Source organism: Fischerella sp. JS2 (assembly GCF_032393985.1).
GTDB lineage: Bacteria > Cyanobacteriota > Cyanobacteriia > Cyanobacteriales > Nostocaceae > Fischerella.
In genome coordinates this window covers 1,819,921-1,846,208 of the sequence record NZ_CP135918.1, presented here as the reverse complement: position 1 = coordinate 1,846,208, position 26,288 = coordinate 1,819,921, and the positions used below count along the sequence as shown (strand labels likewise).

The following is a 26,288-nucleotide window of genomic DNA, read 5'->3' as shown; positions in this document are numbered from 1 at the left end:
TATTTACAAAAAAGTACCCTCTAGGGTAATACCTTAGATAAATTTAAGTTTGTACAATAAAAAGCAAAGATTTATCAGGAAAATAAAGTTGTTCTGTCAAGAATAAAGACTACTTCTATATATAGGAGATATGTCGGTGCATCTTAAAAACTTCACTACAACTGGTTTAAGTTTAATATTGATATCTACCATAGTTGCAAATGATACTTACACAGTTCAAGCACAGTCAAGGTTTGGAAACTGTGTTCGTCCTTGTGGGTCTAGGTACAAGGGTAGTCATATTGGTAGTGGTCAGCGTGCGGTAATTGAAAAAATTGAGGGACTGATAAAATTAGGACAAGCTACAGTTGATGATTACCTTATCTTAGGTGATGCTTACAGACTAGAAAAAAATTACGATTTAGCTCAACAGCGTTTATCTCAGGGGCTGGAAATAGCAAAGCAAAATGGAGATAGACAGGGGCAAGCGATCGCTCTAAGTGGATTAGGGCAAGTATTCACCGAAACTGGTAGGCTAGAAGATGCATCTTCTAATCTCACAGCAGCCAAGAATATATATAGTACTTTAGGAAATCAGCAAGGTATTAATTTAGTTGATTGGCAACTAAGGAATGTTATCATCCAGCAAAGGCTAATTAACCCCTCACGGATACAAACAGCTCCATCTCAGTTACGTATTCAGCAGTAATGATCTAGAATAATCTCTAACTTTTGGCTACCCCGCTTCTCCAACTTTTGAACGGTGTTAAGCATTTTTAACTAGTGCAATTTAGTAAATGAGCATAATTGCTAAATACTAGAAAGCACAGGAAAAAATATGCCGGACGAAATTTTAAGAAAAGACCTACCGGAAGTCGATCCTACTGAAGTTGAAGATTCTAGAGTTGCGATCGCAGACGAACACAGATCGTTTTTGGAAAAAGTCATGGTCAGAGGTGGACTTGCTGATCCTTATGATGCTAGAGACATTACTGAAGTTGTGTTTCGTGTGATGCGCGACTTAATGACCACAGAAGCCGCCGATAATGTGGAAGCAGAATTGCATGAACCAGCGTACACTACAGAAGAAAAAGAACTCCAGAACCTAGAAGTAGCCGAACTCTGGCGAGATACGAATCCGATTGTGGGCTTTTTGAGCCGGGTACGTCCACCTTGGCAAGGCCCTGGTATCTTCAAAATTGATAGCGATCGCTTCCTTTTCCGAGTAGCCAACGAGGGAGGATTACCACGCACAGCTGATCGTGAGCAAGTCGTCAAAGCTGTATTTTCTGCTACTAAAGAAGAACTTTCCCAAGAGCGTATTCAAGAGATTGCTAGCTGGCTTCCTGGTCATGTACGTGAACTTTGGGAACAGGCATAGTTAGGGATCGGGGATCAGGGATAAGGGGGACAAGGGAGACAAGGGAGAGGGGGGAGATAAGAGGAATTAGTTACTATAATTATTCTCCTCACACCCCTGACACTCCCCGATCCCTCCATTCTCCATTGAGAAAGCAGTACGATTGTTCTATTATGTGCAAGTCAACGCTAGTATTATTAAGGACTGTTTCGTGCTGCCCCATATTCATTAGCCTGTTGATATGTCAGAAACTCAGTTTGCTGCATCCCTAAATGGACACCCTCCCCACCCCAACCCCAACAGCCTTAATAAGATTAGAATTCGCGGTGCTAGGCAGCATAACCTGAAAAATATTGATTTAGAATTACCACGCGATCGCCTGATTGTTTTCACGGGTGTTTCTGGTTCTGGTAAGTCTTCTTTAGCATTCGATACTATCTTTGCTGAAGGACAGCGCCGCTATGTGGAATCTCTTAGTGCATACGCCCGACAATTTTTAGGACAGATGGATAAACCGGATGTGGAGTCAATTGAAGGGTTGAGTCCGGCGATTTCCATCGATCAAAAGTCAACTTCCCATAACCCCCGTTCAACAGTGGGAACGGTGACAGAGATTTACGATTATCTGCGGTTATTATTTGGACGGGCTGGAGAACCCCATTGTCCGATTTGCGATCGCTGTATTGCGCCTCAAACTATCGATGAGATGGTGGATCGGATTATGGAGTTGAGCGATCGCACCCGCTTTCAAATTCTTGCGCCTGTGGTTCGGGGTAAAAAAGGCACTCATAAGAAACTGTTATCTAGTCTCGCTTCCCAAGGCTTTGTGCGTGTGCGTATCGATGGAGAAGTACGGGAACTTTCTGATGCCATTGAGTTAGATAAAAATTTTACACACACTATTGAAGTTGTTATCGACCGCTTGGTGAAAAAAGACGGTATTCAAGAGCGTTTATTCGATTCACTGAGTACTTGCTTGAAGTTATCCGAAGGTATAGCTGTAATTTTATTTACTCCAATTTCTGAGGAAACCCCCCCTAATCCCCCCTTGGCAAGGGGGGGTGCTGAAGGTGGGGGGTCTAACAATGAACAAGAATTAGTCTTTTCCGAAAACTTTGCTTGTCCAGAACACGGTGCGGTGATGGAGGAATTATCGCCGCGTTTGTTCTCGTTTAATTCACCTTATGGTGCTTGTCCTCATTGTCATGGTATCGGCAGTTTAAGAAGATTTTCGCCAGAGTTGGTAGTACCTGACCCGGAAGCACCTGTGTATGCTGCGATCGCTCCTTGGTCGGAAAAGGATAATTCTTATTATTTGGAGTTGCTGTATGGTTTGAGTCAAGCTTACGGATTCGAGTTGCAGACGCAGTGGCAAAAGTTGACGGAGGAACAACAGCAGATTATTTTACAGGGAGAAGAAACCGCAGAGGTGCAGAAGAAGCAGAGTTTTAGAGGGGTAATTCCGATATTACAGAGGCAATATGAGGGAGGTACGGAGTTAATTAAGCAAAAATTGGAACAATATTTAATTGATCAACCTTGTCCGGTGTGTGAGGGAAAGCGCTTGAAGCCGGAAGCTTTGGCGGTAAGATTGGGACAATACCGAGTGTTGGATTTGACGGGAGTATCGATTCGTGAGTGTCGCCAGAGAGTTGATCAATTAAAGTTAAGCGATCGCCAAATGCAAATTGCTGATTTGGTGTTGCGGGAAATTCGGGCGAGGTTGCAGTTTTTGTTGGATGTGGGGTTGGATTATTTGACTTTAGATCGTCCGGCGATGACGCTGTCGGGTGGAGAGGCGCAGCGTATTCGTTTGGCGACTCAGATTGGTTCTGGGTTAACTGGGGTGTTATATGTGTTAGATGAGCCAAGTATTGGTTTGCATCAACGGGATAACGGACGGTTATTGCGGACTTTAACGAAGTTGCGGGATTTGGGGAATACGTTAATTGTAGTGGAGCATGACGAAGAAACTATTCGCGCTGCTGATCATATTGTTGATATTGGACCGGGTGCAGGTATTCACGGCGGTAATATTATTGCTGAAGGTAATTTACAAGCGTTATTAGAGGCAGAAAATTCACTGACGGGTGCTTATTTGTCGGGAAGGCGAGTGATTCAAACTCCTGGAAATAGAAGAGATGGGAATGGGATCAGTTTAGTTATTAAAAATGCTCGTCGTAATAACCTGAGAAATATAGATGTGGAGATTCCACTGGGTAAACTTGTTGCTGTGACTGGTGTTTCTGGTTCTGGGAAATCAACTTTAATTAATGAATTACTTTACCCAGCATTGCAACATCATCTTTTGCGTAAAGTTCCTTTCCCGAAAGAAATCGATGGAATTAAGGGATTGAATGCGATTGATAAAGCGATCGTTATTGATCAATCACCCATCGGTAGGACACCTCGTTCTAATCCAGCCACATACACAGGTATTTTTGATGTGATTCGTGACACCTTTTCAGCCACCATTGAAGCGAAAGCCAGGGGTTACAAACCGGGACAATTTTCTTTTAATGTCAAAGGTGGACGTTGCGAAGCTTGCAGTGGACAGGGTGTGAATGTTATTGAAATGAATTTTTTGCCGGATGTGTATGTGCAGTGTGAAGTTTGCAAAGGTGCAAGATACAACCGCGAAACCTTGCAAGTTAAATACAAAGACAAATCTATTGCTGATGTTTTGAAGATGACGGTTGAGGAAGCTTTGGAATTTTTCAAAAATATTCCCAAAGCTGTGAATCGTTTGCAAACTTTAGTAGATGTTGGCTTAGGTTACATTCAACTCGGACAACCTGCAACGACTTTATCTGGTGGGGAAGCACAGCGAGTCAAGTTAGCAACAGAATTATCACGCCGCGCCACAGGTAAAACTCTTTATTTAATCGATGAACCAACCACAGGTTTATCTTTTTATGATGTGCATAAGTTATTGGATGTGTTGCAGAGGTTAGTGGATAAAGGTAATTCGATTTTGGTGATTGAACACAACTTAGATGTAATTCGTTGTGCCGATTGGGTGATAGATTTGGGGCCAGAAGGTGGCGATAAAGGCGGAGAAATTATTGCTAAGGGTACGCCAGAAGAAGTTGCAGAGAATCCCAACTCGTATACTGGGCAGTATTTGAAGCAGGTGTTGCAGCAGTATCCGCCAATGGTTTTGACGAATTAAATAGGTAGGGTGTGTTGTCGCGCAGCGCAACGCACCATCCCATTATCAGTTATCAGTACCTCATCAATTGGTAGTAAGTTTTGCAATACGGTTCGGTTAAGGATTTTTCATCATAATTTTGAGATTGTAGAGACACGATTTATCGCGTCTCTGGTGGATTTAAATGTCAATCGGTTTGTCTTATCCGAACCGTATTGGTAGGTTTTGGTGGTGTTCTCATACCAATACAATTAATGATTGCAATATGTCCTTGGTTCAAAAGCAAGACGCGATAAATCGCGTCTCTACAAATATGAACAAATGTGATCTGTCATATTCTTTTTTCAAATCGGTATCACCATACACCTTGATAACTGATAACTGTTTACTGTTCACTGATAATGATATATCTAGGTACGATTGCGAAAAGCTGCAAGTTTGATTTGTAGCTTTTTTATTGCCATATATGGTAATTTTTGACTGAGTGGAGTACAAAACCTCACCCCGTCAAGAGAGGACACCCCTCTGGTAACCCGCGCAGAGGGGCTACAAAACCTCACCCCGTCAAGAGAGGACACCCCTCTCCTTACTAAGGAGAGGGGCAGGGGTGAGGTATGTTCTAATCAAATGCAAAACGCTATATTTCCACAAATTTTAGCAACACACCTTTTATATAAAATTAAGTACTTCTATACACTGCCACCTGTATTCATAGGCGTATCAATGGTATTAGTGCAATCACAAGTTGCAGTCGCTTTATCTCAGCAAGAGGTGGAACAGATTGGTAGAGAAATTACGGTGTGGATTGTCAATACTCAAGATCCAACTGTTTCTGGTTCCGGTGTTTTGATTAAACATTCTGGGGACACTTACACTGTTTTGACTGCTTATCATGTGGTGAAGGATGGTGGAATTGCGGATTTACAGAAAGCTGCTGAACTGTTTCAACAACAAGGAAATACACAGTTCTATCAAAAAACTTTGGAGTTGATTAGAAAATATCAGCAGTAGATAGGTGAGGGGTGGTGCGTAGACACGCAGTGGCTTGTCGTCAGACATCGCATTTGAAACGCCTGCGATTAAAATCGCAGTCTCATAGCTAAAGTCTGCGGAAGCAGACTATTTGATTTGTTTGAGTGCGATCGCATTTTAAACGAAAAATTTCTAGTTTGAAACGAGAAACTTCTAGTTTGAAACAAGAAACTTCTAGTTTGAAACAAGAAACTTCTAGTTTGAAACAAGAAACTTCTAGTTTGAGACATGAAACTTCAAGTTTTGAACTCCAATCCCCTTGGACAAACGGCTATAATTCCTACGAAGTCTTTATTTTTCTGCTTTGTCACCTCATGGACATGACAAAAATATCTGATGAAGGACAAGTGATTATTCCTGAAGTATTACGAAAGGATTATGGTTGGGAAGTTGGTCAAGAACTAATCATAATTAAGATGGGTGATGGTATTCTTCTCAAGCCAAAGAAATCTTTTGCCGCAACTACTTTGGATGATGTTGCAGGATGTTTGAAATATCAAGGTACAGCAAAAACGATTGAAGATATGGATAATGCTATTCGCCAAGGTGTAGAGGAATCATGGCATGATCGCAGTTGATACTAATATTATTGTCAGGCTGTTGACCCAAGATGATGAATTACAGTATCAACAGAGTTTAGAAATTTTCCAGAATCATGATGTTTTTATCCCAGATACGGTGATTCTGGAAACTGAATGGGTACTAAGGTTTGCGTATAAGTTTAAAACAGAAGAAATATGTACAGCATTGCGTAAGCTTTTTGGTTTATCGAATGTTCATTTAACAAATGCCAGTTTAATTGCTCAAGTACTGCAATGGCATGAAACTGGCTTAGATTTTGCGGATGCTTTTCATTTAACCCAAAGTCAACACCATACTCAACTCTACACCTTTGATGAGAAATTCGTAAAAAGGTCTCAAGGGCTGACAAGATGTGAAGTTAAAAAGCCTGAAGGTAAATAATCCTAATCGCATTTGGATCAACTAACAAGCGATCGCGCTTTTTGATTTTCTAGGATTATGCGATGTCTGGTGACAAGCCGCTTTGCGTCTACGCATTTGAAACGCCTGCGATTTCAATCGCAGTCTCATAGCTAAAGTCTGCTGAAGCAGACTATTTGATTTGTTTTGGTGCGATCGCGCTTTTTGATTCTCTATAATTGTGCGATCGCACTTGAGTTTCCCCCGCAATGTTACTTTTATTTCATTTTTTCTAATGTTTGGAATATAACTTTAGCGTCTTTGCCAAAAAAACTTTCCTTTTCACCATTACTCCAAATGATGACGCAGGTAAATTGCCAAGCCATGTTATAGTGTATCTCCCGAAAGCAAACTTTGCGAGCGTAAGCTAAATTTACAAAGCCTCTAGTAGGTGTTTGGCAAAAAATTGGTTGTGTCATTGCTACAATTTTGAATATCAAAACGATGAACAATTGTTTTGGGATAGAGAGGCGCTTGAGGTTGTTAGTCTGGAGCGCCTTCTCTATGTGTTTATTATAAACTAAAAATTTTTAGTTTGCAAGCTATAAATTTTTAGTTTAAGAAAAATTAGCAGATTTCATCTTAGATGAGGTACAGAAAAACCCTACCCGTAACCACATCTTCCCCGATATTGGGTAGGGCTGGGGAACTCAAGTTCCCTTTGGGGATTAGGGGCAAAATACGAAATTTGAGACAAAGGAACTCGGTAGGTGATTTACAGCATTAGCGTTAAATTTTAACTGTTTGATACATATCGAGTTTGAGCAATAGCTGATAGCTAAAAATGGACTTACCGCTGGTTTATCATCCAGATTACGTTGCGCCACTACCTGAAGGACATCGTTTTCCGATGCCCAAATTTCAGCAACTATACGAACTACTGTTAGCTGATGGTGTGGCACATCCCTATCAATTTCATATCCCCAAACATCCTCCACAGGAATTAATAGAGTTGGTTCATACGCCCGAATATGTTCAAGCTTATTATGAAGGAACCTTGGACTCCAAAGCTCAACGGCGTATTGGTTTACCTTGGAGTCCAGCGCTAGTAAATCGTACCTGTATAGCGGTAGCTGGTACGATCTTGACTGCCAAGTTAGCACTGAGTCACGGTTTAGCTTGCAATACTGCTGGTGGTACTCATCATGCTTTTCCTAGTTATGGTTCTGGCTTTTGCATTTTCAATGATTTAGCGATCGCCTCTCGTGTCTTGCAAAAGCTAGGACTAGTTCAGAAAATTTTGATAGTAGATTTGGATGTTCATCAAGGAGATGGGACAGCATTTATTTTTCAAGGCGATCGCACTGTTTTTACCTTTTCGATGCATTGCGAAGTCAATTTTCCTGGTACTAAACAAAAGAGTGATTTAGATGTCCCACTTCCCATTGGTATGGAAGATGATCCCTATTTGCAAACTTTAGCCGGATATTTGCCAGATTTGTTATCTGAGTTAAAGCCAGACTTGATTTTCTATGATGCAGGTGTCGACCCTCATGTCGGCGATCGCTTGGGTAAATTAGCTTTAACTGACACTGGTATCTATCGTCGGGAAATGCAAGTTTTAAGTACCTGTGTTGCGACTGGATATCCTGTCGCCTGCGTCATTGGTGGTGGTTATGCTGATGATTTAAAGTCCCTTGTCTATCGTCATTCCCTTGTACATCGGGCTGCGAGTGAAGTTTATCGGCATTTTCATCTTTAGGATCAAGGAGGTGGGGAGTGTGGGGAGTATGGGGAGTGTGGGGAGTGTAGTTCACTTCTCAATGATCGATAACTGATAACTGATTCCCCCTACGGGTGCAATGCAGAAAATCGTCTCATTGGATACAATTTAAGAATAAGGAGAGCCGAGGAGAAACAGAAGGTGCTATTAAAGGGCTTTGAGATAGAGATGTACACCGGCACGCCTAATGGTGAAATCGTCGGTCTCTCTGACAAGATTACAGCGTCTTTGGATGGATATGTACGAGAGCCAGATAGCAGGAATGTAGAGTATATTACTGCGCCTAGTCGTAATTATGACCAATTATTGTGTGCCATCCTGCGTCCCCGCTTGAGGCTGCGGGAGTATCTTCAGCAATTGGGCAATTATACCCTTATTCCTGGTAGTACGTTGTCTTTGGGCGGTAGCGATCGCTTTTTTCGGTCTGATCCTACAAATCCTTATCACACTTATATCGAGCAAACCTATGGCACAAAAGTAGTAACGGCTAGTGTACATATTAATATTGGCATTGATGACCCGGAACTGCTGATGCGGGCTTGTCGCCTCATCCGGGTAGAAGCACCGTTGTTCCTTGCTTTGAGTGCTTCTTCTCCTTTCCTGGATGGCAAAGCCACAGGCTTTCACTCTAGCCGTTGGGGTGTATTTCCCCAAACGCCTGCTCATGTGCCATTATTTACCAGCCATGCTGATCATATTCAATGGGTAGAACAACAGCTAGCCGCAGGAACAATGCAAAATGTTCGTCATCTGTGGGTATCGGTAAGACCAAATGGCGATCGCCGTCCTTATGATTTAAATCGGCTGGAATTGCGAATTTGTGATTTAGTGACAGATCCTATATCGTTATTAGCAATTACTGCTTTGCTAGAAGCACGTCTGTTACAGCTCATCGAAAATCCCCATCTTGATCCTTTAACTCAAAGTACTTTTTCTCCCAAGGAACTCATCTCCTTAACTGCTAATAACGAAATAGCTGCGGCTACTTCTAGCCTTGATGCCCAACTTTTGCATTGGCAAGATGGCAGAAAAATCACTGCTAGAGACTGGATTGCTGAACTTTATCAGGAAGTTTTGGTGCTAGCTAAGCAACACGGTTTTAGTTGTTTCCTTTCACCTTTACAGAAAATTCTCCGTGAAGGTAATGAAGCCCAACAATGGTTACAGCTACATGCTGTTGGTTTTAGCACTCAAAGCACAATTATTCAGGCTATTGGTGCTATACGAGAACGTGAAGTAGAACTAGAAGATAAATTGTGTGTCTCAGTAGCTTGATCAACTAGGTTTTACAGGGAACTTTTAATCAACACGGGTGTAGGGGAGTCAATGCGTTGCGGAGGTTCCCTCCGTTGTAGCACAAGCGCGTGTGTAAGAGTGTGGGGGTGTAGGAGAGAAAAGAGTGTTTAATGTAGTTGGACAAAATTAAATTCATTCCTGGAGATAGGGAACTCTTAACAGGAAAAAAATTTGTGTCATCAACTCTGTCTAAGTACCTATTTCATTCGTAGCGGCTAGTGTGCCGTCAGTAGGGCTACTGTTCCCCATTTCCCCTTCCCTGTTCCCCTTTAATTCCACTGGGGGGTTTGACACCCCATTCTCTAGTTTTAAGAAGCTGATAAACTCTCCAAAGGAAACAGCATCTGTCTTTAGAAATAAAAATTTATCTTCTCAAAAACAACTCTATAGTTACTCTCAGAAAAATTTTTGGGAGTATTCTTTGTTTTGTTTTAAATTTCTAATCAATTGTGGTAGGTTGAAATTTATTAACAAAAGCTATAAGTCGCCTCTATCAACAGATAGATCTAAAACTTTTTGATACTTTACTTTTAAAGATACTGTAAAGCCAACAGAAAATGCCTCAGGTAGTTCTAGTTAATCCCCTCATACCGCCCAATACAGGTAATATTGCTCGTACTTGTGCTGCAACAGGTACAGAACTACACTTGGTTGGCCCCTTAGGATTTGAAATTAGCGATCGCTATCTCAAAAGAGCTGGTCTAGATTACTGGCCCTATGTCAAGCTGCATTATCACGAATCTCTAGAAGCATTTAAAACCTTACATGAGCAACGAGGAGGAAGACGGCTAGGATTCAGTGTACGCGGTAGTTATAACTATGTTAGCTTTCAGTATCGAGCTGATGATTGGCTGTTGTTTGGTAGTGAAACTACAGGTTTGCCACCAGAAGTCATTAGCAGTTGTGATGCCACTATCTATATTCCCATGAGTCAACCCAAAGTTCGCAGTTTGAATCTTTCTGTGAGTGTGGCAGTAGCTTTATTTGAAGCGCGTCGTCAGTTGGGTTACTTAGAATGAATCACAGAATACACGATGTATATAAGTTGACTTTTTAAGTAAAAATACCTTAAAGTTAATCAAAAATTAATGTTTTTCATAAGTTTAGAGATGAACACCTATAGTTGTCTTGATAAAAAAGTCAAATTCTATACTAATTTATTGAAATTTTGGCAAACTAGCAGTAATAATACTTAGAAATCGCTAGAATTATCTATAAGAAATTTGTATATAGCAAAAGAGAGATTTGCTGAATCGAACGATAGATTTTCGTGAATTTGATTTTTTTAATTTGAGGAACAAAAAAACCGAAGTGATGTCATATCAACCATTTGAGCGAATATATAACCGTTAAATGAGTTTAGGAGCGTAAACATGCGTTGAGAGTTAGTACGGTTGTGTTTTAGGGAATAATCAGCGTAAAGTCTCCTGTTGTGATGACGGATTGAGTGAAAAACCTTTGAAGATCAAAGTTATCTACGACGGTGGTTCACTCTTGCAAGTCAGTCCCGACAGTAAGCTTTGAGACAACTATAAAGAGCAAGACATTGTAGGTTATGAGCAGTGAACAGACAAGTTACAGAAAAATTAATTTTTTACTAAATTTTAGAAATGTGAACTTGTCTAAATTAAAGAAGCAAGTTAATCTTGCCTAAGTATCTCTGTTCAGTGTGATCTTGATCTGTTGTTTAATGTGATCTAAATCATTGACTACTACTCGACTTTAAATTATCGAGGTCAGTTAAGCGCTAGTGTTCATAGGAGGTCGTCTTTGAAACGAGCATTGAAAAAAAGAGAGAAGGCTGTGTTAGAAAACACCCAAAGCGAGGAAGTACCGGTGGAACAGCAAAATCCAGTTAACTCACATATCCACCGCCTGGTACCAACAAAAGCCGCCATGATTGGTTTGGCAATCTCAATGGGGGCGACTAGCCTTTTGGTGACTCGACAAAGCGATCAAGCCCTTGCTGCGGAACCAGTAGGCAATCAAAATACAGCCTCAACACTTCCTGCTACTGCTGATGCAAAATTAAAAATTGCTCGTACAAATCATTTAGAGTCCGAGACCAAATCATCAGTGAGTCAGCCTGAAAATCCTGTTTTAGTTGAACCAACAGCAATTTCACAGCTGCCTGGGCTTAGGGCAAAATGGCAGGTTGTCACAAATGGAATAACTGTGCCAACTCAGGCGCCAGTTGTAGTACCAACCAAAGCTCCAATAGCAAACGGGCTGAGTGTTCCTAGTGGTAACACCAATACACAAACACCTATACAAACACTATCTAATGGCTATGGAGTAACCAGCAATCAAACCACATCTTTTGCTGCTCAACCGCAAACAGTAGTAGAAGATAATACAGTTAACAGCGAAGTAAATGCCCAACTGAAAGCGCAGCAGGAATTTGCACTCTACCGCTTACAGGAAAAATCAGACCGTTTAAGAGCTAGTCTGGCACAACTGCGATCTCAGAGAACTACAGAATTACCCAAAGTTGTCACAAATCAAACTCAACCAACATCAGCAGTTGTTAATCAAACTTCACAGACAAACACAAGCAGCGCTTTTACAGTACAGTCACAACAGTCACAAACTAGTAGCGATGACAGCCAAGCTAGCCTGGTGTCTAGGTTGAAGCAAAAAAATGTAGTGAATGTACCCACAACAGCTGCAACACCAACAGTTACCACCCCAGTTATTACATCAACAGTAGCAACAGCAAAAGTCGTCACCTCATCAGCTAGCGCTACCTATGAAGTCAAACCAGGGGATACATTAGCTGCGATCGCACGCGCTTATGGTACATCAGTATCAGAACTAGCTAAGGCAAATCAACTTAATAATCCTAACCAACTCAAAATCAATCAAAAGCTGAATATCCCTACTAATGAGGTAGACAAAACAGCCACCTCAGCACCAGTAGCAATTAACCCCAGTGCTTTTGAATTGAGTCATAATTCTAAAGTTGCCAATACTAGCCCTAATTCAGTTGTTGCTAATCCAAGCACTTCTGGAATTGGGTCATCACCCTTAAACAACCAAATTCAAACCAATACAGTTAACACAGAATATAATTCCACTGATTCAACGACAAATACTAATAAAACAGCAACTGTTCCTGCCACAGAAAATGCCTATGGTATGGGTGGTGATACTCCCATCCCAACAGCGATTACCGAAATGCAGCTGGCTAGGAAACAAGATGCAACCAAATCAAAGAATGCTAAAAACACAAATCCACGTTTAAACAGCTTAAAAGCAGAAATTGAAAGATTACGAGCAAAATACCGGGCTCAACAGTCTGGCAATACAGCTGTGGTAGAGGAAGTTAGCAATAACACTGCTGTACAAATTCCTATTACCCAACCCAATAATGTCGCGATCCCAATTCCTGTTTCTAGACCTACTAGCAACGTAGTAGTATCAACCTCAGCTAGTAAAGCTAATCCCCTAGCAGTATCAATCCCTGTTCCCAGACCAAGGGTATCAACCTATACTACCACTAGACAGAATAAAGAACCGATCAATCCAGAATTTGCTGCTAATCAAAATCAGAAGGTAGCAACACCTGGTATGGGTGGCGATGTACCTCAGTCTTTTAATGCTAAGCGAGGAACTCAAGTTTCCCCAGAATTACCACCATTGGCAGCAGTTGATACATACCTGCCTAAGCCAATTGAAGAAATCACACCTACAGCTAAAGGCTATATTTGGCCAGCTAAAGGAGTCCTCACCTCTGGGTATGGTTGGCGCTGGGGACGGATGCACAAAGGAATTGACATCGCTAACGGAACTGGTACACCGATTTATGCTTCCTCTGGTGGCGTAGTAGAAAAAGCTGGTTGGAATAACGGCGGCTATGGTAACGTTGTCGATATCCGCCATGCTGATGGCAGTTTGACTCGTTACGGTCACAACAGCAAGGTTTTAGTACGTGTTGGTCAACGAGTAAACCAAGGTGAAATGATTGCTGCAATGGGTAGTACTGGCTTCAGCACCGGGCCCCACAGTCATTTTGAAATTCATCCAACTGGTAAAGGCGCAGTCAATCCTATGGCCTTCTTGCCACCACAACAACGCATATAGTTTTTGGTGCTAGTTGTTTATTGTTTGGTGATTGCTAACACTAAACGAGCAACACAATACTTTTCGATTAAAGGGGAAAGGGGAAAAAGGTAAATTCAAATCTTTTCCCTTACCCTTTTTCCAGACCACAAGTCAGATATCCGAGAAGTATTGACTACCAACAAGCAACAAAATTTGCAACATTTCTAGCTATGCTAAGACTAGCCATCACAAAACTAGTATGCTATATTTAAAAATCGGTGAGAAAAGTTTGGCTCAGTAGCTCAGTAGGTTAGAGCGGGGGACTCATAAGCCCTAGGTCGTGTGTTCGAATCACACCTGAGCCATTAAAGATCAAAATACCAATTTTCAATTCCCAAGCTGGCGGAGTACCTCAGCAACTGACCACGCTTGAGCGATCACACCTCTGGGTATGTGTGGCTCATCACCATCAAAAATTTCCGAAATTGAGCCAAGGCAGCCGTCAGCCAGAAAGTGTTCTAGCAGAGGTTGCCAGTCTAAGGGCAAAGGTTCTGTAGCATAAAAACGTTTCCAAGCTCGGATAAAAGGGCCAATGAGCCAACACCAAACAGTACCTTGATGATAAGAGCGATCGCGCTGTTGTGGATTACCCATATATTTGCCATAGTACTCTGGATCACCTGGGTCCAGAGTACGAAGACCATAGGGTGTGAGTAAGCGTTTAGTCGCTAACTGTAATATCTGACGCCCCTGTTGAATAGAAAAGGCGCAATGCGAGAGGGAAAGCGCGATCACGGCATTTGGACGAACCTGAGAGTTACGATGATCGTCTGGTTCTATAGTGTCGTATAAGTAGCCCAGCTGGGAATTCCAGAACTGTTGGAGTGAGTCTTTTACTTGTTGGGCTTGCTGGCTATAACGTCGGGCCTGTTTAGCGAAACGACTTGGTTCGGCGACAACTTCTTGCTCACTCAAGATTTCTGCCCACCGAGAAGCCCAGCATAAAGCTGAGTACCATAGAGCGTTAATTTCGACTGGCTTGCCACGACGGGGTGTTACAGGTTGTCCATCAACAACTGCATCCATCCAAGTTAGAGCAACACCACGAGCATCCCAACCAATTAAACCATCTGTAGAATCTACTTGAATGTTGTAGCGTGTACCACCAATGAAGGCTTTATAAATTTGCTGTATCACTGAGTATTGTTCTGCTAAAAACAACCAGTCTTGTGTCGCTTCTAGGTATAGTCCTAAAGTTTCAATCCACCACAGAGCCGTATCAATGCTATTGTAAATCGGTTCATTTTCTAGACTAGGAAATATATTGGGGATCAAACCGTGGCGACAGTAACGTCCAAGACTCTGTAAAACTTCTTTTGCTAAGTCAAACCGTTGAGTCCGCAACGCTAAACCTGGTAAAGCTATCAAAGTATCACGTCCCCTGTCATTAAACCAATGATAGCCAGCTATTACAGTCGGTTCAGCAGTACAGAAGCGGGAAACAACAAACTGATCGCTTGCCCTTAGTAATTGCTGCCAAATAGGGAAAGATGATGGGGTGCTTTTTTCTCCCCACCTTCCCATTGCCTCTAATCCCCACTCCCTTTGGGGAGTGGGGGCCCTGAGTTCCCAATCTCCCAATCTCTCCATTTCTTCCTGTTCCCATCCAAAAATTAAAGAGAGTCGTTCTTGTTCTGCCTCCACAACTTCTACAAAGGTATCGTCAGTGAGGGGGCTTTGTAAAAGATCGGGAAAACCCACCTTGGCTTCTAGAGTGACCACATCTCCTGGTAAAAGCGTAACTGTTAAATAACCAGGACTGTAAAGATCTTCGCGATCGCTCAATCCTCGCCGTGTCTCTTCTGGTAAATGGTAATTCCAATACCAAAATCCGTCTGGTTGATAATTACCTCGTGTCCAACGCAAGTGCCAAGGTGTGCCAAACACTCCTGAATTTATCCCTTGCAAACAGACTTGTTCCTGACCTAATAATTGTGAGAACTGTAACTGTGGAGTGGCTTTTTGCTGGTCGTGAAAATCGCGCTCAGCGATCAACAGTCGCAATCTCAAAATGCCCTCATCCTTACCTTCATAACGATATTGAATTAAAAGGCGATTACAAGATGGGGTAAAGTTTTTCTCCCCATCGCCCCATCTCCCCACCTCCCTATCTTCTCCCCAACCGTGGGGCATCACCAACTGTCTTGTTAATTGCCAGTCATCTTCACCCCACACCCATTTGGGAACTGGATTAATATCAAAATGACGTAGCAGTTCGTAACCTGTTGGATCAATCTGACCACTACCCCAAAAATTTGTCCCCAATGCTATAACTTGCTTTGGTAGTTCCAGGCTAGCTTCGAGATGCGAAAACAGTAGGGTGCGTCTATAAGGCGAGTTAGTCACAGCAAATAACCAACCATGATAAGTACGAGTGCGGACATCAGAAACCGTACCACTGGCAAAACTTCCCAAGCCATTTGTGAGCAACCATTCTCTTGTATCTAAATCGGCCATTTGCTACTCAAAATCGTTATGAGTATGATATAGTTGTAACAGTTCGTAATTAAGCTGTCAGGACGTAGACAGGTAAGTATTACCTGTACACCTAAAATGAGCGGGCAGCTAGTACTTAGCCAACCCAAAATTTAGGGTATTGGTCGGGTAAAGGCTAAAGGTTAGAGGGTAAAAATCCTCATTACCAATGTTCTTTTCCCATCCGCCAAAAAAACTTTGGCGGACTACTAGACGAAAATAATTTCCAAGGAGAATTAGTATATGTCTACAGAAGGATGCCTCCGTGTTGGTCAATCAGCTCCTGACTTTACAGCAACTGCTGTGGTGGATCAAGAATTTAAAACAATAAAACTTTCCGACTATCGCGGTAAGTATGTAGTTTTGTTTTTCTATCCCCTAGACTTTACCTTTGTTTGTCCAACAGAAATCATAGCTTTTAGCGATCGCTACGAAGAATTTAAAAAGATTAACACAGAAATCCTCGGTGTGTCCGTTGATAGCGAATTTTCACACCTAGCATGGATTCAGACCGATCGCAAGTCTGGAGGTGTTGGTGATCTTAACTATCCCCTTGTGTCCGACATTAAGAAAGAGATTAGCACTGCTTACAACGTCCTAGATCCAGCAGCTGGCATAGCTTTGCGTGGTCTGTTCATTATTGACAAAGATGGTGTTATTCAACACGCGACCATCAACAACCTCGCCTTCGGTCGTAACGTAGATGAAACTCTGCGGACACTACAAGCTATTCAGTACGTACAATCTCACCCGGATGAAGTTTGTCCTGCTGGTTGGCAGCCTGGGGATCAGACAATGATTCCCGACCCTGTCAAGTCCAAAGTTTACTTTGCTGCTGTCTAGATAACGGGATTTCCCAGATCAACAATTTACAGCATTTTGCAATTAAATAGAGTACATCTCTCCCTAACCCTCCCCACAAGCGGGGAGGGTGCGCGATAGCGCGGGTAGGGTATTGTGTACTCACAAACTTGAAATCTGCTGTAACTCTTTTTTGTCTCTTTCCGAATTAAACAAGTAGGAAATCAATGAAATTATCCAGAAGCATAAAAAGGTTTCAATTGATTCATTGCACAAATTAAGTGATTGAATCTCAGCAATAAATCAGAATTGGGAAAAATATCTAACTAGGGATAAATCAACCAAATTAGAAAGAGTGGTTGGACAATGAAACGAAGATTCTTTAGAGTATTTTTCCATCCACCCTCATGATTCTATTTGACAGTTTCTGCTTCTAGGTTAAGTTCTACTTACGTACCCTGCCTTCATCCAAGCTGAGGCTTGGGGCAAGCCTGTGATGCGATTTCCCCACCAGCGACGTTCTTTTCTGCCTGAGTTGGGTAGGGTGTTATTAATCAATTGTTCAATTTCTGTGAAAGAAAGGGTGATTTCAGAGCAATCACTTCTTTAAGGATATTCTAAAAGTGGCTGATACTTACTTCCTCCCACAACGCTTACTCCAGTTCCCGATTGGTATGACAAAAAAAGGCAGAAGGCAGAAGGTATAAATTATATCTTTTTTTAGAAGGCAAAAGTACGTAGACGCGGAGCGGCTTCCGTAGGTAGGCAGCTATGCAGAAGGAATCTCTATAAATAAATTTAAGGGATTTAGCAAGGACGTAGTATTTCTTGCGCTTTGCGTCTCGAAATACATATTTTCTTATTTTTTCATAAATGAATTTAGGGGCTTGTGACCCTTGTGGCATCAGGCACACCCTTGAATCTCTTACATAGCTGCCTTCTGCCCTCTGCCCTCTGCCTTTCTTCGGTCAAGCCTTTTAGCGATCGCCACAGGGGTCTAAAACCCCACCGTCTCAACGGTGTCTACGATTGGTTGGGGTTCCAATCCCCAGCTAATCGACCCTTCAGCCTTCTGCAATCAGATGCTTAGGTATAATACCATTCTCTAAAAAGGATGGTTGATTTACGAATAACTTAACACCCAATTTACAAGGGTGCGAACACCAAAGCCAGTCGCGCCAGGCCCGTTATAGCCGTTTTCTTTATCTGTCCAAACAGGCCCAGCGACATCTAAGTGTGCCCAAGCCGCAGTATCTTTGACGAATTGTTTTAAGAACAAAGCAGCAGTGATCGAACCACCAGGACGAGGGCCTGTGTTTTTCATGTCCGCAATTCCAGACTTCATTCCCTCAAAATACTTTTCTTCCATTGGCAGTCGCCAAATTTTTTCGCCTGCACTCTGGGCTGCTGTTTCTAACTCTTTAGCCAAACTATCATCAGGAGTAAATAAACCAGCAATATCATCACCTAAAGCAATCACACAAGCACCAGTGAGAGTTGCTAAATCAACGATCGCATCAACTCCGAGTTTATCAGCAAACACCAAAGCATCGGCTAGAGTTAAACGTCCTTCTGCATCGGTGTTATTAACTTCTATGGTTTTACCGTTAGAGGCTTTGAGAATATCGCCAGGGTGCATGGCATGACCGCTAATCATGTTCTCGGTGACGGCGGAGATAAAGTGAACTTCTATATCTGGCTTGAGTTGACCAATAGCCTTGGCTGCACCAAAAGTCGCTGCTGCACCGCCCATATCTATTTTCATATTTTCGATGCCGCTACCTGCACCTTTGATGTTGAGTCCGCCAGAATCAAAGGTTAAGCCTTTACCAATAATTGCTAGCTTGCGTTTGGGTGTACCTTCTGGTTTGTAGGTGAGGTGAATAAATTTTGGTGGCAAATCAGATGCTTTGGCGACTCCCAAAAACGCACCCATACCCAACTTCTCACAGTCTTCCTGTTCCAGAATTTCTATATGCATTCCGGCTTCGGAAGCGATCGCCATTGCGGTTTCTGCCATTGTAATTGGTGTGACTTCGTTTGCAGGGGCCGCTACCAGTTGCCTTGCCAAAATTACCCCAGAACTAATTTGCTTAGCGCGAGCGATCGCTGTTTCTTGTCCACTCAGTCCTAGTAATTCTACTGTTTCTACTTGTGGCCCTTTATCCTCAGGTTCTGATTTAAAGCGATTATCTTGGTATAATGCCAATTGTACGCCTTCAGCTAAGGCTTGGGCAGTTTGGGCAGGGTCGTTATTCCAAACAGGTAAACTAATCCCCAGAGTTTTACATTTTTGCTTTTTGGCTTGGCGAGCGATCGCAGCTGCTGCACGGCGCAGACTATCCAATTTCAATGCATCTGGTTTTCCTAAACCTACCAAAATAATTTTACGAACTGGGCTACCATTGGCTAATCTTGTGACAGCAGTGCTACCGACTTTTCCCTGAAATTCCTCTTCGGCAATTAGTTCTTTTATATACCCTGCAAATTTCTCATCTAAACTCGCCAGTTCGCCAGTTAGCTCTGTGTTATCTTCAAATAATCCTACAGCCAGACCATCTCCAGTCCACTCTAAAATCGGGATATTACTAGGTATAATTTCCATTTTTCTTATTGTGTGCAAAAGTTCTTGTACCAGTATTGCGTAAAATTCGTATTTTATGGGTTGTTGGTAAGGGCGGGTTTTTATAGATATTTTAAGAGTATTGCCGACCTGAATTGTAGCTAAACCCTCCCCTACAGTAGGTTGGTGTTAAGTTTCACCACCAAGCATGAACAAACCTCACCCCCTATCCCTCTGGTGAACCCGCAACAGAGGGGTGTCCGCTAGGACGGGATGAGGTTATACCAATATGAAAAAAGAATGCAACACAACACATAGATCAGACCCCTCCCCAACCCTCCCCAAATCGGGGCTAACGTGTACACACAAGTTAGATTTACCCCCTTAATTTCCCAGAGTATCAGGGGGAAAAAGAGATATAGTTCAATACAGTTCAGATTAGAGAATTTATCTCACGAAAAAACTCGCACAGAGATTGCATTGCAACGTCTCTACATATCAAAAAAGCACACCAATAATCTTAACTGAACTGTATTACACTTCTTGCAGAAGTCAGGAAAAGGTTAAGGGAAAAAGGTTAAAGGAATAAAAAAATCCTTTACCCAAAACCACTAAACACTCACTAAATTTTTGACTATTGACCATTGACTATTGACTCTGGACTAATATTAAATTTAGTGGCGATCGCATCAATAACTTTTTGTTCTGCTGGTTTAATCTCACCATCTAGTTTGGCAATTTTGTAACCTTGAACTAACAGTGGTATCGCAAAATCACGGTTAAGTTGATTGAGAAGTTGTTCTAAAGGCTGGGGTGATTTAATATTTTTGCTTATTGCTTCCAAAGAAGCAGGACTGAGATTTGCAGCTTCTAACTCTGGTAGAATTTCTTCCCAAGTCTTGTCTGGATGTCTGGCTAGGATCATGTGAACTAAGATTTGATCCATAACTGCTTGTTGAGCGATCGCAGTTTCTAAATAGTGATCGCTTTGTTGCTTCAGTTCTGCTAAGGTTTCTTCAGAAGTTAGAGACTTGGATTCATCTAGCTTGGCTTCATAAAATCGACAAGCCGCGTACCCCAAAGAATAAATCATTGTTGCATTTGAGCTAGCACCAATGACTGCACCTGCAAAAGGTACATTTCGCAACAAGCCTAAACCTGCTGTTCTCAACAGACGACCACCACCTAAAGCTAATCCAAAAATTGCCAACACCTCACCTCTACGGCTGGGATCTTTTAAATCTAACCCATAGGCGGCGGCAATCTCATAAATCATTTCTGATTGCAACTGGGTTGTAGCTGCTAAATCAATTGCTAGTAGTGCTGCGGCAAAACCCGGTAAAATACTTGTTGCTAAACCAATTCCACCAGCTTTCGTTGCCTTATCCACCATGATCCGGTGGGCTAATTGGCTAGGCGATTCATTTGGATGCTCTTGCTGAAGCTTTTTGACTAATGCTGCGGATTTGTCTAAATCAACATTGTCACTAGCACCAACTAGCCAATTAAGATTTAATGCACCAGCTACTCTGCGGATCAGCCAGTTCTCACCCAGTCTTTCTGTTACTTGTCCTGCTGTATGAGTTGCTTGCTCAAATAGTTGGTGTGCTTGCTTGGCTGCTGCTTCCCCTACCCCAGCTGCTGTTTCTGCAACTGCTTTACCAGCTTCAATCGCTGTACTACCAGCTGCTGTTCCGACCCCGACTGCGGTTCCAGCTACACAGCCTAATGTTTCGGCAACTGATTCTAACAAAGATGGCTTATCTTCTTTTATATCGGAAGTGGGTGTATTATTGGTTTTTTTATCTTCTCTATCTTTTTGGGATTTATCTGCCATTGCTTGGCACCTTCAGTAACATTGCTTATATTTCGGTTTTAGCGGAGGTGCGATCGCCTTGACCTCTTTCTGGGAGGATAAATCAGATTCCCCATAAGGTGAAATAACAATTATAACTAGTTAAATCACTTAATAAATTGTTATCAAAAATAACAATATCTCAATTCCTTTGATAGAAGTATTTTAAAAAATTTTGTATCTAATAATACATTTTTGTGAGAAAATAATTGCTATCTATAAACTTTGGGTATAAAAAGCCTGTCCTCAAAAATAACTATTAGCAATTGGGTAAAAACATATAGCTTCTAGGGTTCCGGTTTAATTATTAGAAGTTAAACGACTGGTCCAAGAGAAGCACCCAGTTTCGCAAAAACTGGCACACGGCGGGAAAAAAGCCCGGGAGGTACATAGCAGAAATTGAACTGTTATGACTTACCCGGGCTATAGTTTTTCCTTATAATCATTTAGATGTCATTTTTTGAAACATGACAGATCAATCTTTTAATGATGCCAATTCTCATTTCCAACGACCGGAAACACAAGCGAATCGGGCGCTGGAAAAAGAAGCGAATTTACCCCTGACAGGGTGGCAGCAGGAAGTTTCTCGAGGATTAGAATTTGGTTTAGAAGCGGCAGAAAGTATCAGCGATCGCTCCATTCCTACCTTTTCTCGCGGTGAACTTCCCCACTTTGCTGGAATTAATACTTTTTTGAAAGCACCTTATTTAGAAGATGTGCGGAAAGTCGGTGAATATGATGTTGCGATCGTGGGTGTACCACACGATTCTGGAACTACCTATCGACCTGGAACTCGCTTTGGTCCCCAAGGAATCCGCCGTATTTCCGCACTATACACTCCTTATAACTTTGAATTAGGTGTTGATTTGCGTGAGCAAATTACCTTGTGTGATGTGGGTGATATTTTTACCATTCCCGCTAATAACGAAAAGTCTTTTGACCAGATTTCTAAAGGTATTGCCCATATCTTTAGTTCTGGTGCGTTTCCCATCATTATGGGAGGCGATCACTCTATTGGATTTCCGACAGTGCGAGGTGTTTGTCGTCACTTAGGTGACAAAAAAGTCGGAATTATTCACTTTGATCGCCATGTTGATACCCAGGAAACAGACCTTGATGAAAGAATGCATACCTGTCCCTGGTTCCATGCAACAAATATCAAAAATGCTCCTGCAAAGAACCTTGTGCAATTAGGGATTGGTGGTTGGCAAGTACCGCGTCAAGGTGTAAAAGTTTGCCGAGAAAGAGCCACTAATATCCTCACAGTTACGGATATTACAGAGATGGGTCTAGATGCAGCAGTCAACTTTGCCTTAGAACGAGCTTTGGATGGTACTGACTGCGTTTACATCAGCTTTGATATTGATTGCATTGATGCTGGTTTTGTGCCTGGAACAGGCTGGCCTGAACCGGGTGGATTATTACCACGTGAAGCACTTTCCATGTTAGGTAAAATTGTCCAAAAAGCACCTATTTGTGGTTTGGAAGTTGTAGAAGTTTCGCCTCCTTACGATATCAGTGACATTACATCATTAATGGCAACACGGGTGATTTGCGACACAATGGCCCATTTAGTCATATCTGGTCAATTACCACGCAAGGAAAAACCCGGGTATATTCACTCCGAAGCCCAATCAGAGTTAGTGGAAGATTGGAGGTAAGTTTATCATTGGCATTTGTGTGTGGTGTGGGGATTGCATAAAAAAGTGGCGATCTTAAACGCAGAGGAACGCAACTTCACCCCCTCCCCCTCTGTTGCGGGTTCACCAGAGGGGTGGCGCAGCCGGGGTGAGGTATAGATGCAGTAAGTGATTAATCGGATTTGATATTAGTCGGTGTTGTCTTGGGTTTGAGCCTGGGAGGAAGGAGGGGAAGTTTGCACGAAACTGATATGACCAAAGCGCTCATTTTCACTGTCAAAGATTGGTGGGAATCCCAGCCTGAGCGCCCTCAGATCTCTCAAATTCACCTCATTGTTGGTAAGTTTACTTGTGTTGAACCAGCCAGCTTACAATTTGCTTTTGAGGTGCAAACGCACGATACCTTTTTAGAAGGGGTAAAACTGGTAATTAAAGAAACACCATTAATTGCCTTTTGTCATCGTTGTCAACGAGAATATTTACCGCAAATTGGCTGGCAATATGCATGTCCTGAGTGTAATTCTCCAATGGAGGATATTCGTTCAGGTAGAGAGTTAAAAATTGACAAAATTGAGTATGCTTATGCATCAAACATTTGACGCAGCATTAGGAATTAACTTGCTTCATGCTAATCAGCAAGGGGCTGATCACAATCGATCGCATTTTGATGAATGGGAAATTATTTGTTTCAACATTATGAGTAGTCCGGGCGCAGGGAAAACAGCACTACTGGAGCGTACGCTTGCTACTTTGAGCAATGAGTTAAAAATTGCCGTGATTGAAGGGGATATGACCACCGATTTAGATGCAGAACGTCTGCGAAAATACGGTGTGCCAGTGATAGCAATTAATACAGGTCGTTCTTGTCATTTAGATTCCAAAATGGTGGCAGGTGGAATTCATCGACTCCAACATGAATACAATCCGGATGATTTTGATTTGGTGCTGGTGGAAAATGTTGGTAATTTAGTCTGTCCTGCTGAATTTGAAGTTGGAGAACATGCCAAAGTTGCTTTGTTGAGTGTGACTGAAGGTGAAGATAAACCTCTGAAATATCCAATTATGTTTCAAGAAGCAGATTGTCTGCTGATTACCAAAATAGATTTGGCTCCTTATTTGGATATCGATATTAGCTGCATTGCAGCTAATGTCCGTCAGATGAATCCCGATGTCACAATTATTCCTGTGTCTGCAAAAACAGGTGAAGGCTTGGAAGTTTGGTTTGATTGGGTACGTCAGTTCAAATCCCTAAACTACCCTTTAAGCTCATAGTGAAAGTAGGTAGAAGAGCCACTACTTTGTATTATGCGGATATTTACGCAAAGTCATAATCAACAGACCTAATAGGAACTTTACCATGTCCTGAAGGTCATTAATTGACTAACCCTGACACTGGCAGGTTGTAGAAATGTGCAATTTTATGCATCTACAGTACAGATTTATTTTGCACTATTTGTAAGGTGCAATTACAAAACTAACGAAAAATGATTAAGGATAAAGGACTAATATCAAGTTCGGCTAATTACTTACTAATTTCTGCATTACCTCACCCGCCTTCAGCACCCTCTCCTTAGCAAGGAGAGGGTTGGGGTGAGGTTCTTCGTTTTTTTACAAGTGTTCATCCGGACATGATATAATTTGTCACAAAAATTAAAGCCTTACTTATTAGATAAACTCAGGGAGCAATTGCACGCGTAAATCTACTGCAAAGACCAAATAAATTGTCTAATTCGATACTAAAATCGACGGGTCTTATGAGTAAGCGTAACATTCCCATTTTTCTTTTTTTGGCTCTTGGACTAGGGGTTTCTTGTTTGACTTTTGGTACGATTTGGCTGATCGACCAATTATCATCTCCTACTTTTTCAAGTGTCAAAAATCCATCCGCACCTGAATTGACGGATGAAAAATTAACACTTTTGGGAGACACTTTTAGTGGTTACAGCACTTTTCGCAATCAGACTTTTTTGGAAGCGCTAAAACAAGCTGGTTTAAACCTGCGCTATGAAGATGAATTTGACCAAACTCAACGCACTGAACGTTTTAACCAGGGACAATCTGACTTGTTGGTAACGACACTGGATCAGTTTCTTAAACAAAAGCCTCAAGGAAAAATTGTGGGGCTAATTGATACTACAGTAGGAGCAGACGCAGTTATCCTCAACACTAAGAAGTATCCTAATCTCAAATCAATGCTAGCTTTGAGGCAGTTGGTAGAGGAAGCACGCAACAAGGGAAAACAGTTCACAATTGTTTTTGCTGGCGATACCCCTAGCGAGTATTTGGTACAGGTGTTGACTACGAAATTTGAGGAGTTTAAGCTGTCGGATTTCCAAATCAAAAAAGTGGCAGATGCTTCCGAAGCTTGGAAACTATTGCAAGACTCCAATCAAAATGTAGCTGTTGCTGTGCTTTGGGAACCTTACGTTAGCCAAGCTAGACACAAGGGTTACACAGTGGTGTTATCGAGTAAGGATTTACCAGGAACAATTGTAGATGTAATTGTTGCTTCTAACCGCCTAATTGAGTCGCAACCAGAGAAGATATCACAATTACTTACTGTTTATTACCGCTTCATTGATACTAATGTCCGCAATGCTGAACAGTTGCAGGCACAAATTGCTCTTGATGGCAAGTTATCTAGCACTGATGCTAGTGCAGTTTTGCAAGGCATTGACTTTTTTACCTCCGTTGAAGCTGACAACTGGATGAAGGATGGCACTTTAGAGAAACGCATCAACTCTACTGCTGCGGTGCTGGCGCTAGTAGGCAAAATGAATCAGGTTCCCCAGAATTCCAAGGAAATGTTTACCTCCCAGTTCATGGCAAAGGCGGCACAAAACACTCAAAATTTGATTCAACAGGTGCGTATTGATAACCCAGAATTAGCAGACAGATTTGCTGGTAAAGGAAAAGCGATCGCTGCTATCCCTAATTTCAATCCCAATCAGATCGCCACTGCCCCTAATATTGGCAATTTGCAACAGCAAGGGGAGGTGAAATTCACAACTGACTCTGCCCTGCTTACCGATAAAGGTAAGGCAACGCTAGATAAGCTGAGTCGGGAGATTGCAGAATTCAACGAACAAACAATAGCCGTACGAGTGATTGGCCATACTTCTAAGTTTGGTGAGGCCGATTTTAACCAAACTCTAAGTCAAAAACGGGCGCAGACAGTAGCGAATTATCTGCGCGATCGCGGTCTCAAGCACAAGATTGTAGCTGTGGGTAAAGGTTCTAGCCAGCCACTGCCTGGAGTTAACCCTGAGGATAAACGTAATCAACGCACGGAAATTCGTCTAGTTCGTATTAATTAATGTTAGTTGTG

The 26,288-nt window shown here is 42.1% G+C and carries 20 protein-coding genes, 1 tRNA gene, 1 pseudogene and 1 riboswitch; of the genes and pseudogenes, 16 read left to right on the top strand and 6 right to left on the bottom strand.

The window, feature by feature from the left end; translation table 11 throughout:
• The first annotated feature begins 130 nt into the window (after window positions 1-130).
• From RS893_RS07695 to RS893_RS07670, 6 genes are all read left to right on the top strand, one after another.
• The gene (locus RS893_RS07695; RefSeq protein WP_315790611.1) at window positions 131-688 is read left to right on the top strand and encodes a tetratricopeptide repeat protein; all 558 of its coding nucleotides are present in this window, start codon (window positions 131-133) and stop codon (window positions 686-688) included.
• Window positions 689-817: 129 nt separating this feature from the next.
• Window positions 818-1,360 carry a DUF2267 domain-containing protein gene (locus tag RS893_RS07690; protein WP_315790610.1) on the top strand — a complete coding sequence of 181 codons (543 nt, stop codon included), beginning with the start codon at window positions 818-820 and terminating at the stop codon, window positions 1,358-1,360.
• Between the two features lie 220 nt (window positions 1,361-1,580).
• Window positions 1,581-4,511, top strand: coding sequence for an excinuclease ABC subunit UvrA (gene uvrA / locus RS893_RS07685; protein ID WP_315790609.1), 2,931 nt, complete (start codon window positions 1,581-1,583; stop codon window positions 4,509-4,511).
• A 606-nt stretch (window positions 4,512-5,117) separates the two neighbouring features.
• Complete coding sequence (locus tag RS893_RS07680) at window positions 5,118-5,501, top strand: hypothetical protein (protein ID WP_315790608.1); 384 nt, start codon at window positions 5,118-5,120, stop codon at window positions 5,499-5,501.
• 335 nt (window positions 5,502-5,836) lie between these two features.
• Window positions 5,837-6,100: an AbrB/MazE/SpoVT family DNA-binding domain-containing protein gene (locus RS893_RS07675; RefSeq protein WP_315791906.1), complete on the top strand. Its 264-nt coding sequence runs from the start codon at window positions 5,837-5,839 to the stop codon at window positions 6,098-6,100.
• A complete protein-coding gene (locus RS893_RS07670) occupies window positions 6,087-6,485 on the top strand; it encodes a type II toxin-antitoxin system VapC family toxin (RefSeq protein WP_315790607.1) in 399 nt (132 codons plus the stop codon). Before RS893_RS07675 ends, RS893_RS07670 begins: the two co-directional genes overlap by 14 nt.
• Before the next feature lie 236 nt (window positions 6,486-6,721).
• Here the strand turns inward: RS893_RS07670 and RS893_RS07665 are convergent, their stop codons facing one another.
• Complete coding sequence (locus RS893_RS07665; protein ID WP_315790606.1) at window positions 6,722-6,922, bottom strand: hypothetical protein; 201 nt, start codon at window positions 6,920-6,922, stop codon at window positions 6,722-6,724.
• Window positions 6,923-7,287: 365 nt separating this feature from the next.
• On the opposite strand from RS893_RS07665, the gene RS893_RS07660 reads away from it, so the two are divergent.
• The 5 genes from RS893_RS07660 (at window position 7,288) to RS893_RS07640 (ending at window position 13,931) form a co-directional block, all read left to right on the top strand.
• The gene (locus RS893_RS07660) at window positions 7,288-8,205 is read left to right on the top strand and encodes a histone deacetylase (RefSeq protein ID WP_315790605.1); all 918 of its coding nucleotides are present in this window, start codon (window positions 7,288-7,290) and stop codon (window positions 8,203-8,205) included.
• Window positions 8,206-8,367: 162 nt separating this feature from the next.
• A complete protein-coding gene (gene gshA / locus RS893_RS07655) occupies window positions 8,368-9,501 on the top strand; it encodes a glutamate--cysteine ligase (RefSeq protein ID WP_315790604.1) in 1,134 nt (377 codons plus the stop codon).
• A 578-nt stretch (window positions 9,502-10,079) separates the two neighbouring features.
• Window positions 10,080-10,541: a tRNA (cytidine(34)-2'-O)-methyltransferase gene (locus RS893_RS07650; protein ID WP_315790603.1), complete on the top strand. Its 462-nt coding sequence runs from the start codon at window positions 10,080-10,082 to the stop codon at window positions 10,539-10,541.
• A gap of 751 nt (window positions 10,542-11,292) precedes the next feature.
• Window positions 11,293-13,605, top strand: a complete 2,313-nt coding sequence (locus RS893_RS07645; protein WP_315790602.1) for a peptidoglycan DD-metalloendopeptidase family protein — start codon at window positions 11,293-11,295, stop codon at window positions 13,603-13,605.
• Between the two features lie 252 nt (window positions 13,606-13,857).
• Window positions 13,858-13,931: transfer RNA gene (locus RS893_RS07640), tRNA-Met, on the top strand.
• 22 nt (window positions 13,932-13,953) lie between these two features.
• Here RS893_RS07640 and RS893_RS07635 read toward each other — a convergent pair.
• Window positions 13,954-16,083 (bottom strand): amylo-alpha-1,6-glucosidase, encoded by a 2,130-nt coding sequence (locus RS893_RS07635; RefSeq protein ID WP_315790601.1) that lies wholly within the window; start codon window positions 16,081-16,083, stop codon window positions 13,954-13,956.
• 261 nt (window positions 16,084-16,344) lie between these two features.
• Here RS893_RS07635 and RS893_RS07630 point away from each other — a divergent pair, with 261 nt between their 5' ends.
• A complete protein-coding gene (locus tag RS893_RS07630) occupies window positions 16,345-16,944 on the top strand; it encodes a peroxiredoxin (protein WP_315790600.1) in 600 nt (199 codons plus the stop codon).
• A gap of 191 nt (window positions 16,945-17,135) precedes the next feature.
• On the opposite strand, the pseudogene RS893_RS07625 reads toward RS893_RS07630, so the two are convergent.
• From RS893_RS07625 to RS893_RS07615, 4 genes and pseudogenes are all read right to left on the bottom strand, one after another.
• A pseudogene (locus RS893_RS07625) lies at window positions 17,136-17,315 on the bottom strand (IS701 family transposase); the annotation flags it as partial.
• A gap of 25 nt (window positions 17,316-17,340) precedes the next feature.
• Complete coding sequence (locus tag RS893_RS30465; RefSeq protein WP_425475837.1) at window positions 17,341-17,460, bottom strand: hypothetical protein; 120 nt, start codon at window positions 17,458-17,460, stop codon at window positions 17,341-17,343.
• A 565-nt stretch (window positions 17,461-18,025) separates the two neighbouring features.
• Window positions 18,026-19,507, bottom strand: a complete 1,482-nt coding sequence (locus tag RS893_RS07620; RefSeq protein ID WP_315790599.1) for a leucyl aminopeptidase — start codon at window positions 19,505-19,507, stop codon at window positions 18,026-18,028.
• A 592-nt stretch (window positions 19,508-20,099) separates the two neighbouring features.
• Window positions 20,100-21,302, bottom strand: a complete 1,203-nt coding sequence (locus RS893_RS07615) for an EcsC family protein (protein ID WP_315790598.1) — start codon at window positions 21,300-21,302, stop codon at window positions 20,100-20,102.
• A gap of 294 nt (window positions 21,303-21,596) precedes the next feature.
• A riboswitch (guanidine-I (ykkC/yxkD leader) is annotated at window positions 21,597-21,707 on the top strand.
• Window positions 21,708-21,787: 80 nt separating this feature from the next.
• Between RS893_RS07615 and speB the strand changes: the two genes are divergently transcribed.
• From speB to RS893_RS07595, 4 genes are all read left to right on the top strand, one after another.
• Window positions 21,788-22,981, top strand: coding sequence for an agmatinase (gene speB, locus RS893_RS07610; protein WP_315790597.1), 1,194 nt, complete (start codon window positions 21,788-21,790; stop codon window positions 22,979-22,981).
• A gap of 215 nt (window positions 22,982-23,196) precedes the next feature.
• The gene (gene hypA, locus RS893_RS07605) at window positions 23,197-23,559 is read left to right on the top strand and encodes a hydrogenase maturation nickel metallochaperone HypA (protein ID WP_315790596.1); all 363 of its coding nucleotides are present in this window, start codon (window positions 23,197-23,199) and stop codon (window positions 23,557-23,559) included.
• Entirely contained in the window at window positions 23,543-24,232 is a 690-nt protein-coding gene (hypB, locus tag RS893_RS07600; protein WP_315790595.1) for a hydrogenase nickel incorporation protein HypB, read from the top strand. The genes hypA and hypB overlap by 17 nt, the downstream gene beginning before the upstream one ends.
• 482 nt (window positions 24,233-24,714) lie before the next feature.
• The gene (locus RS893_RS07595; protein WP_315790594.1) at window positions 24,715-26,277 is read left to right on the top strand and encodes a phosphate ABC transporter substrate-binding/OmpA family protein; all 1,563 of its coding nucleotides are present in this window, start codon (window positions 24,715-24,717) and stop codon (window positions 26,275-26,277) included.
• The last annotated feature ends 11 nt before the right edge of the window (window positions 26,278-26,288 follow it).

What these genes read in the sequence shown, in the direction of transcription:
- RS893_RS07695 (WP_315790611.1), top strand. Translation starts at nt 131, where the DNA reads ATGTCGGTGCATCTTAAAAACTTCACTACAACTGGTTTAAGTTTAATA.
- RS893_RS07690 (WP_315790610.1), top strand. Translation starts at nt 818, where the DNA reads ATGCCGGACGAAATTTTAAGAAAAGACCTACCGGAAGTCGATCCTACT.
- uvrA (WP_315790609.1), top strand. Translation starts at nt 1,581, where the DNA reads ATGTCAGAAACTCAGTTTGCTGCATCCCTAAATGGACACCCTCCCCAC.
- RS893_RS07680 (WP_315790608.1), top strand. Translation starts at nt 5,118, where the DNA reads ATGCAAAACGCTATATTTCCACAAATTTTAGCAACACACCTTTTATAT.
- RS893_RS07675 (WP_315791906.1), top strand. Translation starts at nt 5,837, where the DNA reads ATGGACATGACAAAAATATCTGATGAAGGACAAGTGATTATTCCTGAA.
- RS893_RS07670 (WP_315790607.1), top strand. Translation starts at nt 6,087, where the DNA reads ATGATCGCAGTTGATACTAATATTATTGTCAGGCTGTTGACCCAAGAT.
- RS893_RS07665 (WP_315790606.1), bottom strand. Translation starts at nt 6,922, where the DNA reads ATGACACAACCAATTTTTTGCCAAACACCTACTAGAGGCTTTGTAAAT.
- RS893_RS07660 (WP_315790605.1), top strand. Translation starts at nt 7,288, where the DNA reads ATGGACTTACCGCTGGTTTATCATCCAGATTACGTTGCGCCACTACCT.
- RS893_RS07650 (WP_315790603.1), top strand. Translation starts at nt 10,080, where the DNA reads ATGCCTCAGGTAGTTCTAGTTAATCCCCTCATACCGCCCAATACAGGT.
- RS893_RS07635 (WP_315790601.1), bottom strand. Translation starts at nt 16,083, where the DNA reads ATGGCCGATTTAGATACAAGAGAATGGTTGCTCACAAATGGCTTGGGA.
- RS893_RS07630 (WP_315790600.1), top strand. Translation starts at nt 16,345, where the DNA reads ATGTCTACAGAAGGATGCCTCCGTGTTGGTCAATCAGCTCCTGACTTT.
- RS893_RS07620 (WP_315790599.1), bottom strand. Translation starts at nt 19,507, where the DNA reads ATGGAAATTATACCTAGTAATATCCCGATTTTAGAGTGGACTGGAGAT.
- RS893_RS07615 (WP_315790598.1), bottom strand. Translation starts at nt 21,302, where the DNA reads ATGGCAGATAAATCCCAAAAAGATAGAGAAGATAAAAAAACCAATAAT.
- speB (WP_315790597.1), top strand. Translation starts at nt 21,788, where the DNA reads ATGACAGATCAATCTTTTAATGATGCCAATTCTCATTTCCAACGACCG.
- hypB (WP_315790595.1), top strand. Translation starts at nt 23,543, where the DNA reads ATGCATCAAACATTTGACGCAGCATTAGGAATTAACTTGCTTCATGCT.
- RS893_RS07595 (WP_315790594.1), top strand. Translation starts at nt 24,715, where the DNA reads ATGAGTAAGCGTAACATTCCCATTTTTCTTTTTTTGGCTCTTGGACTA.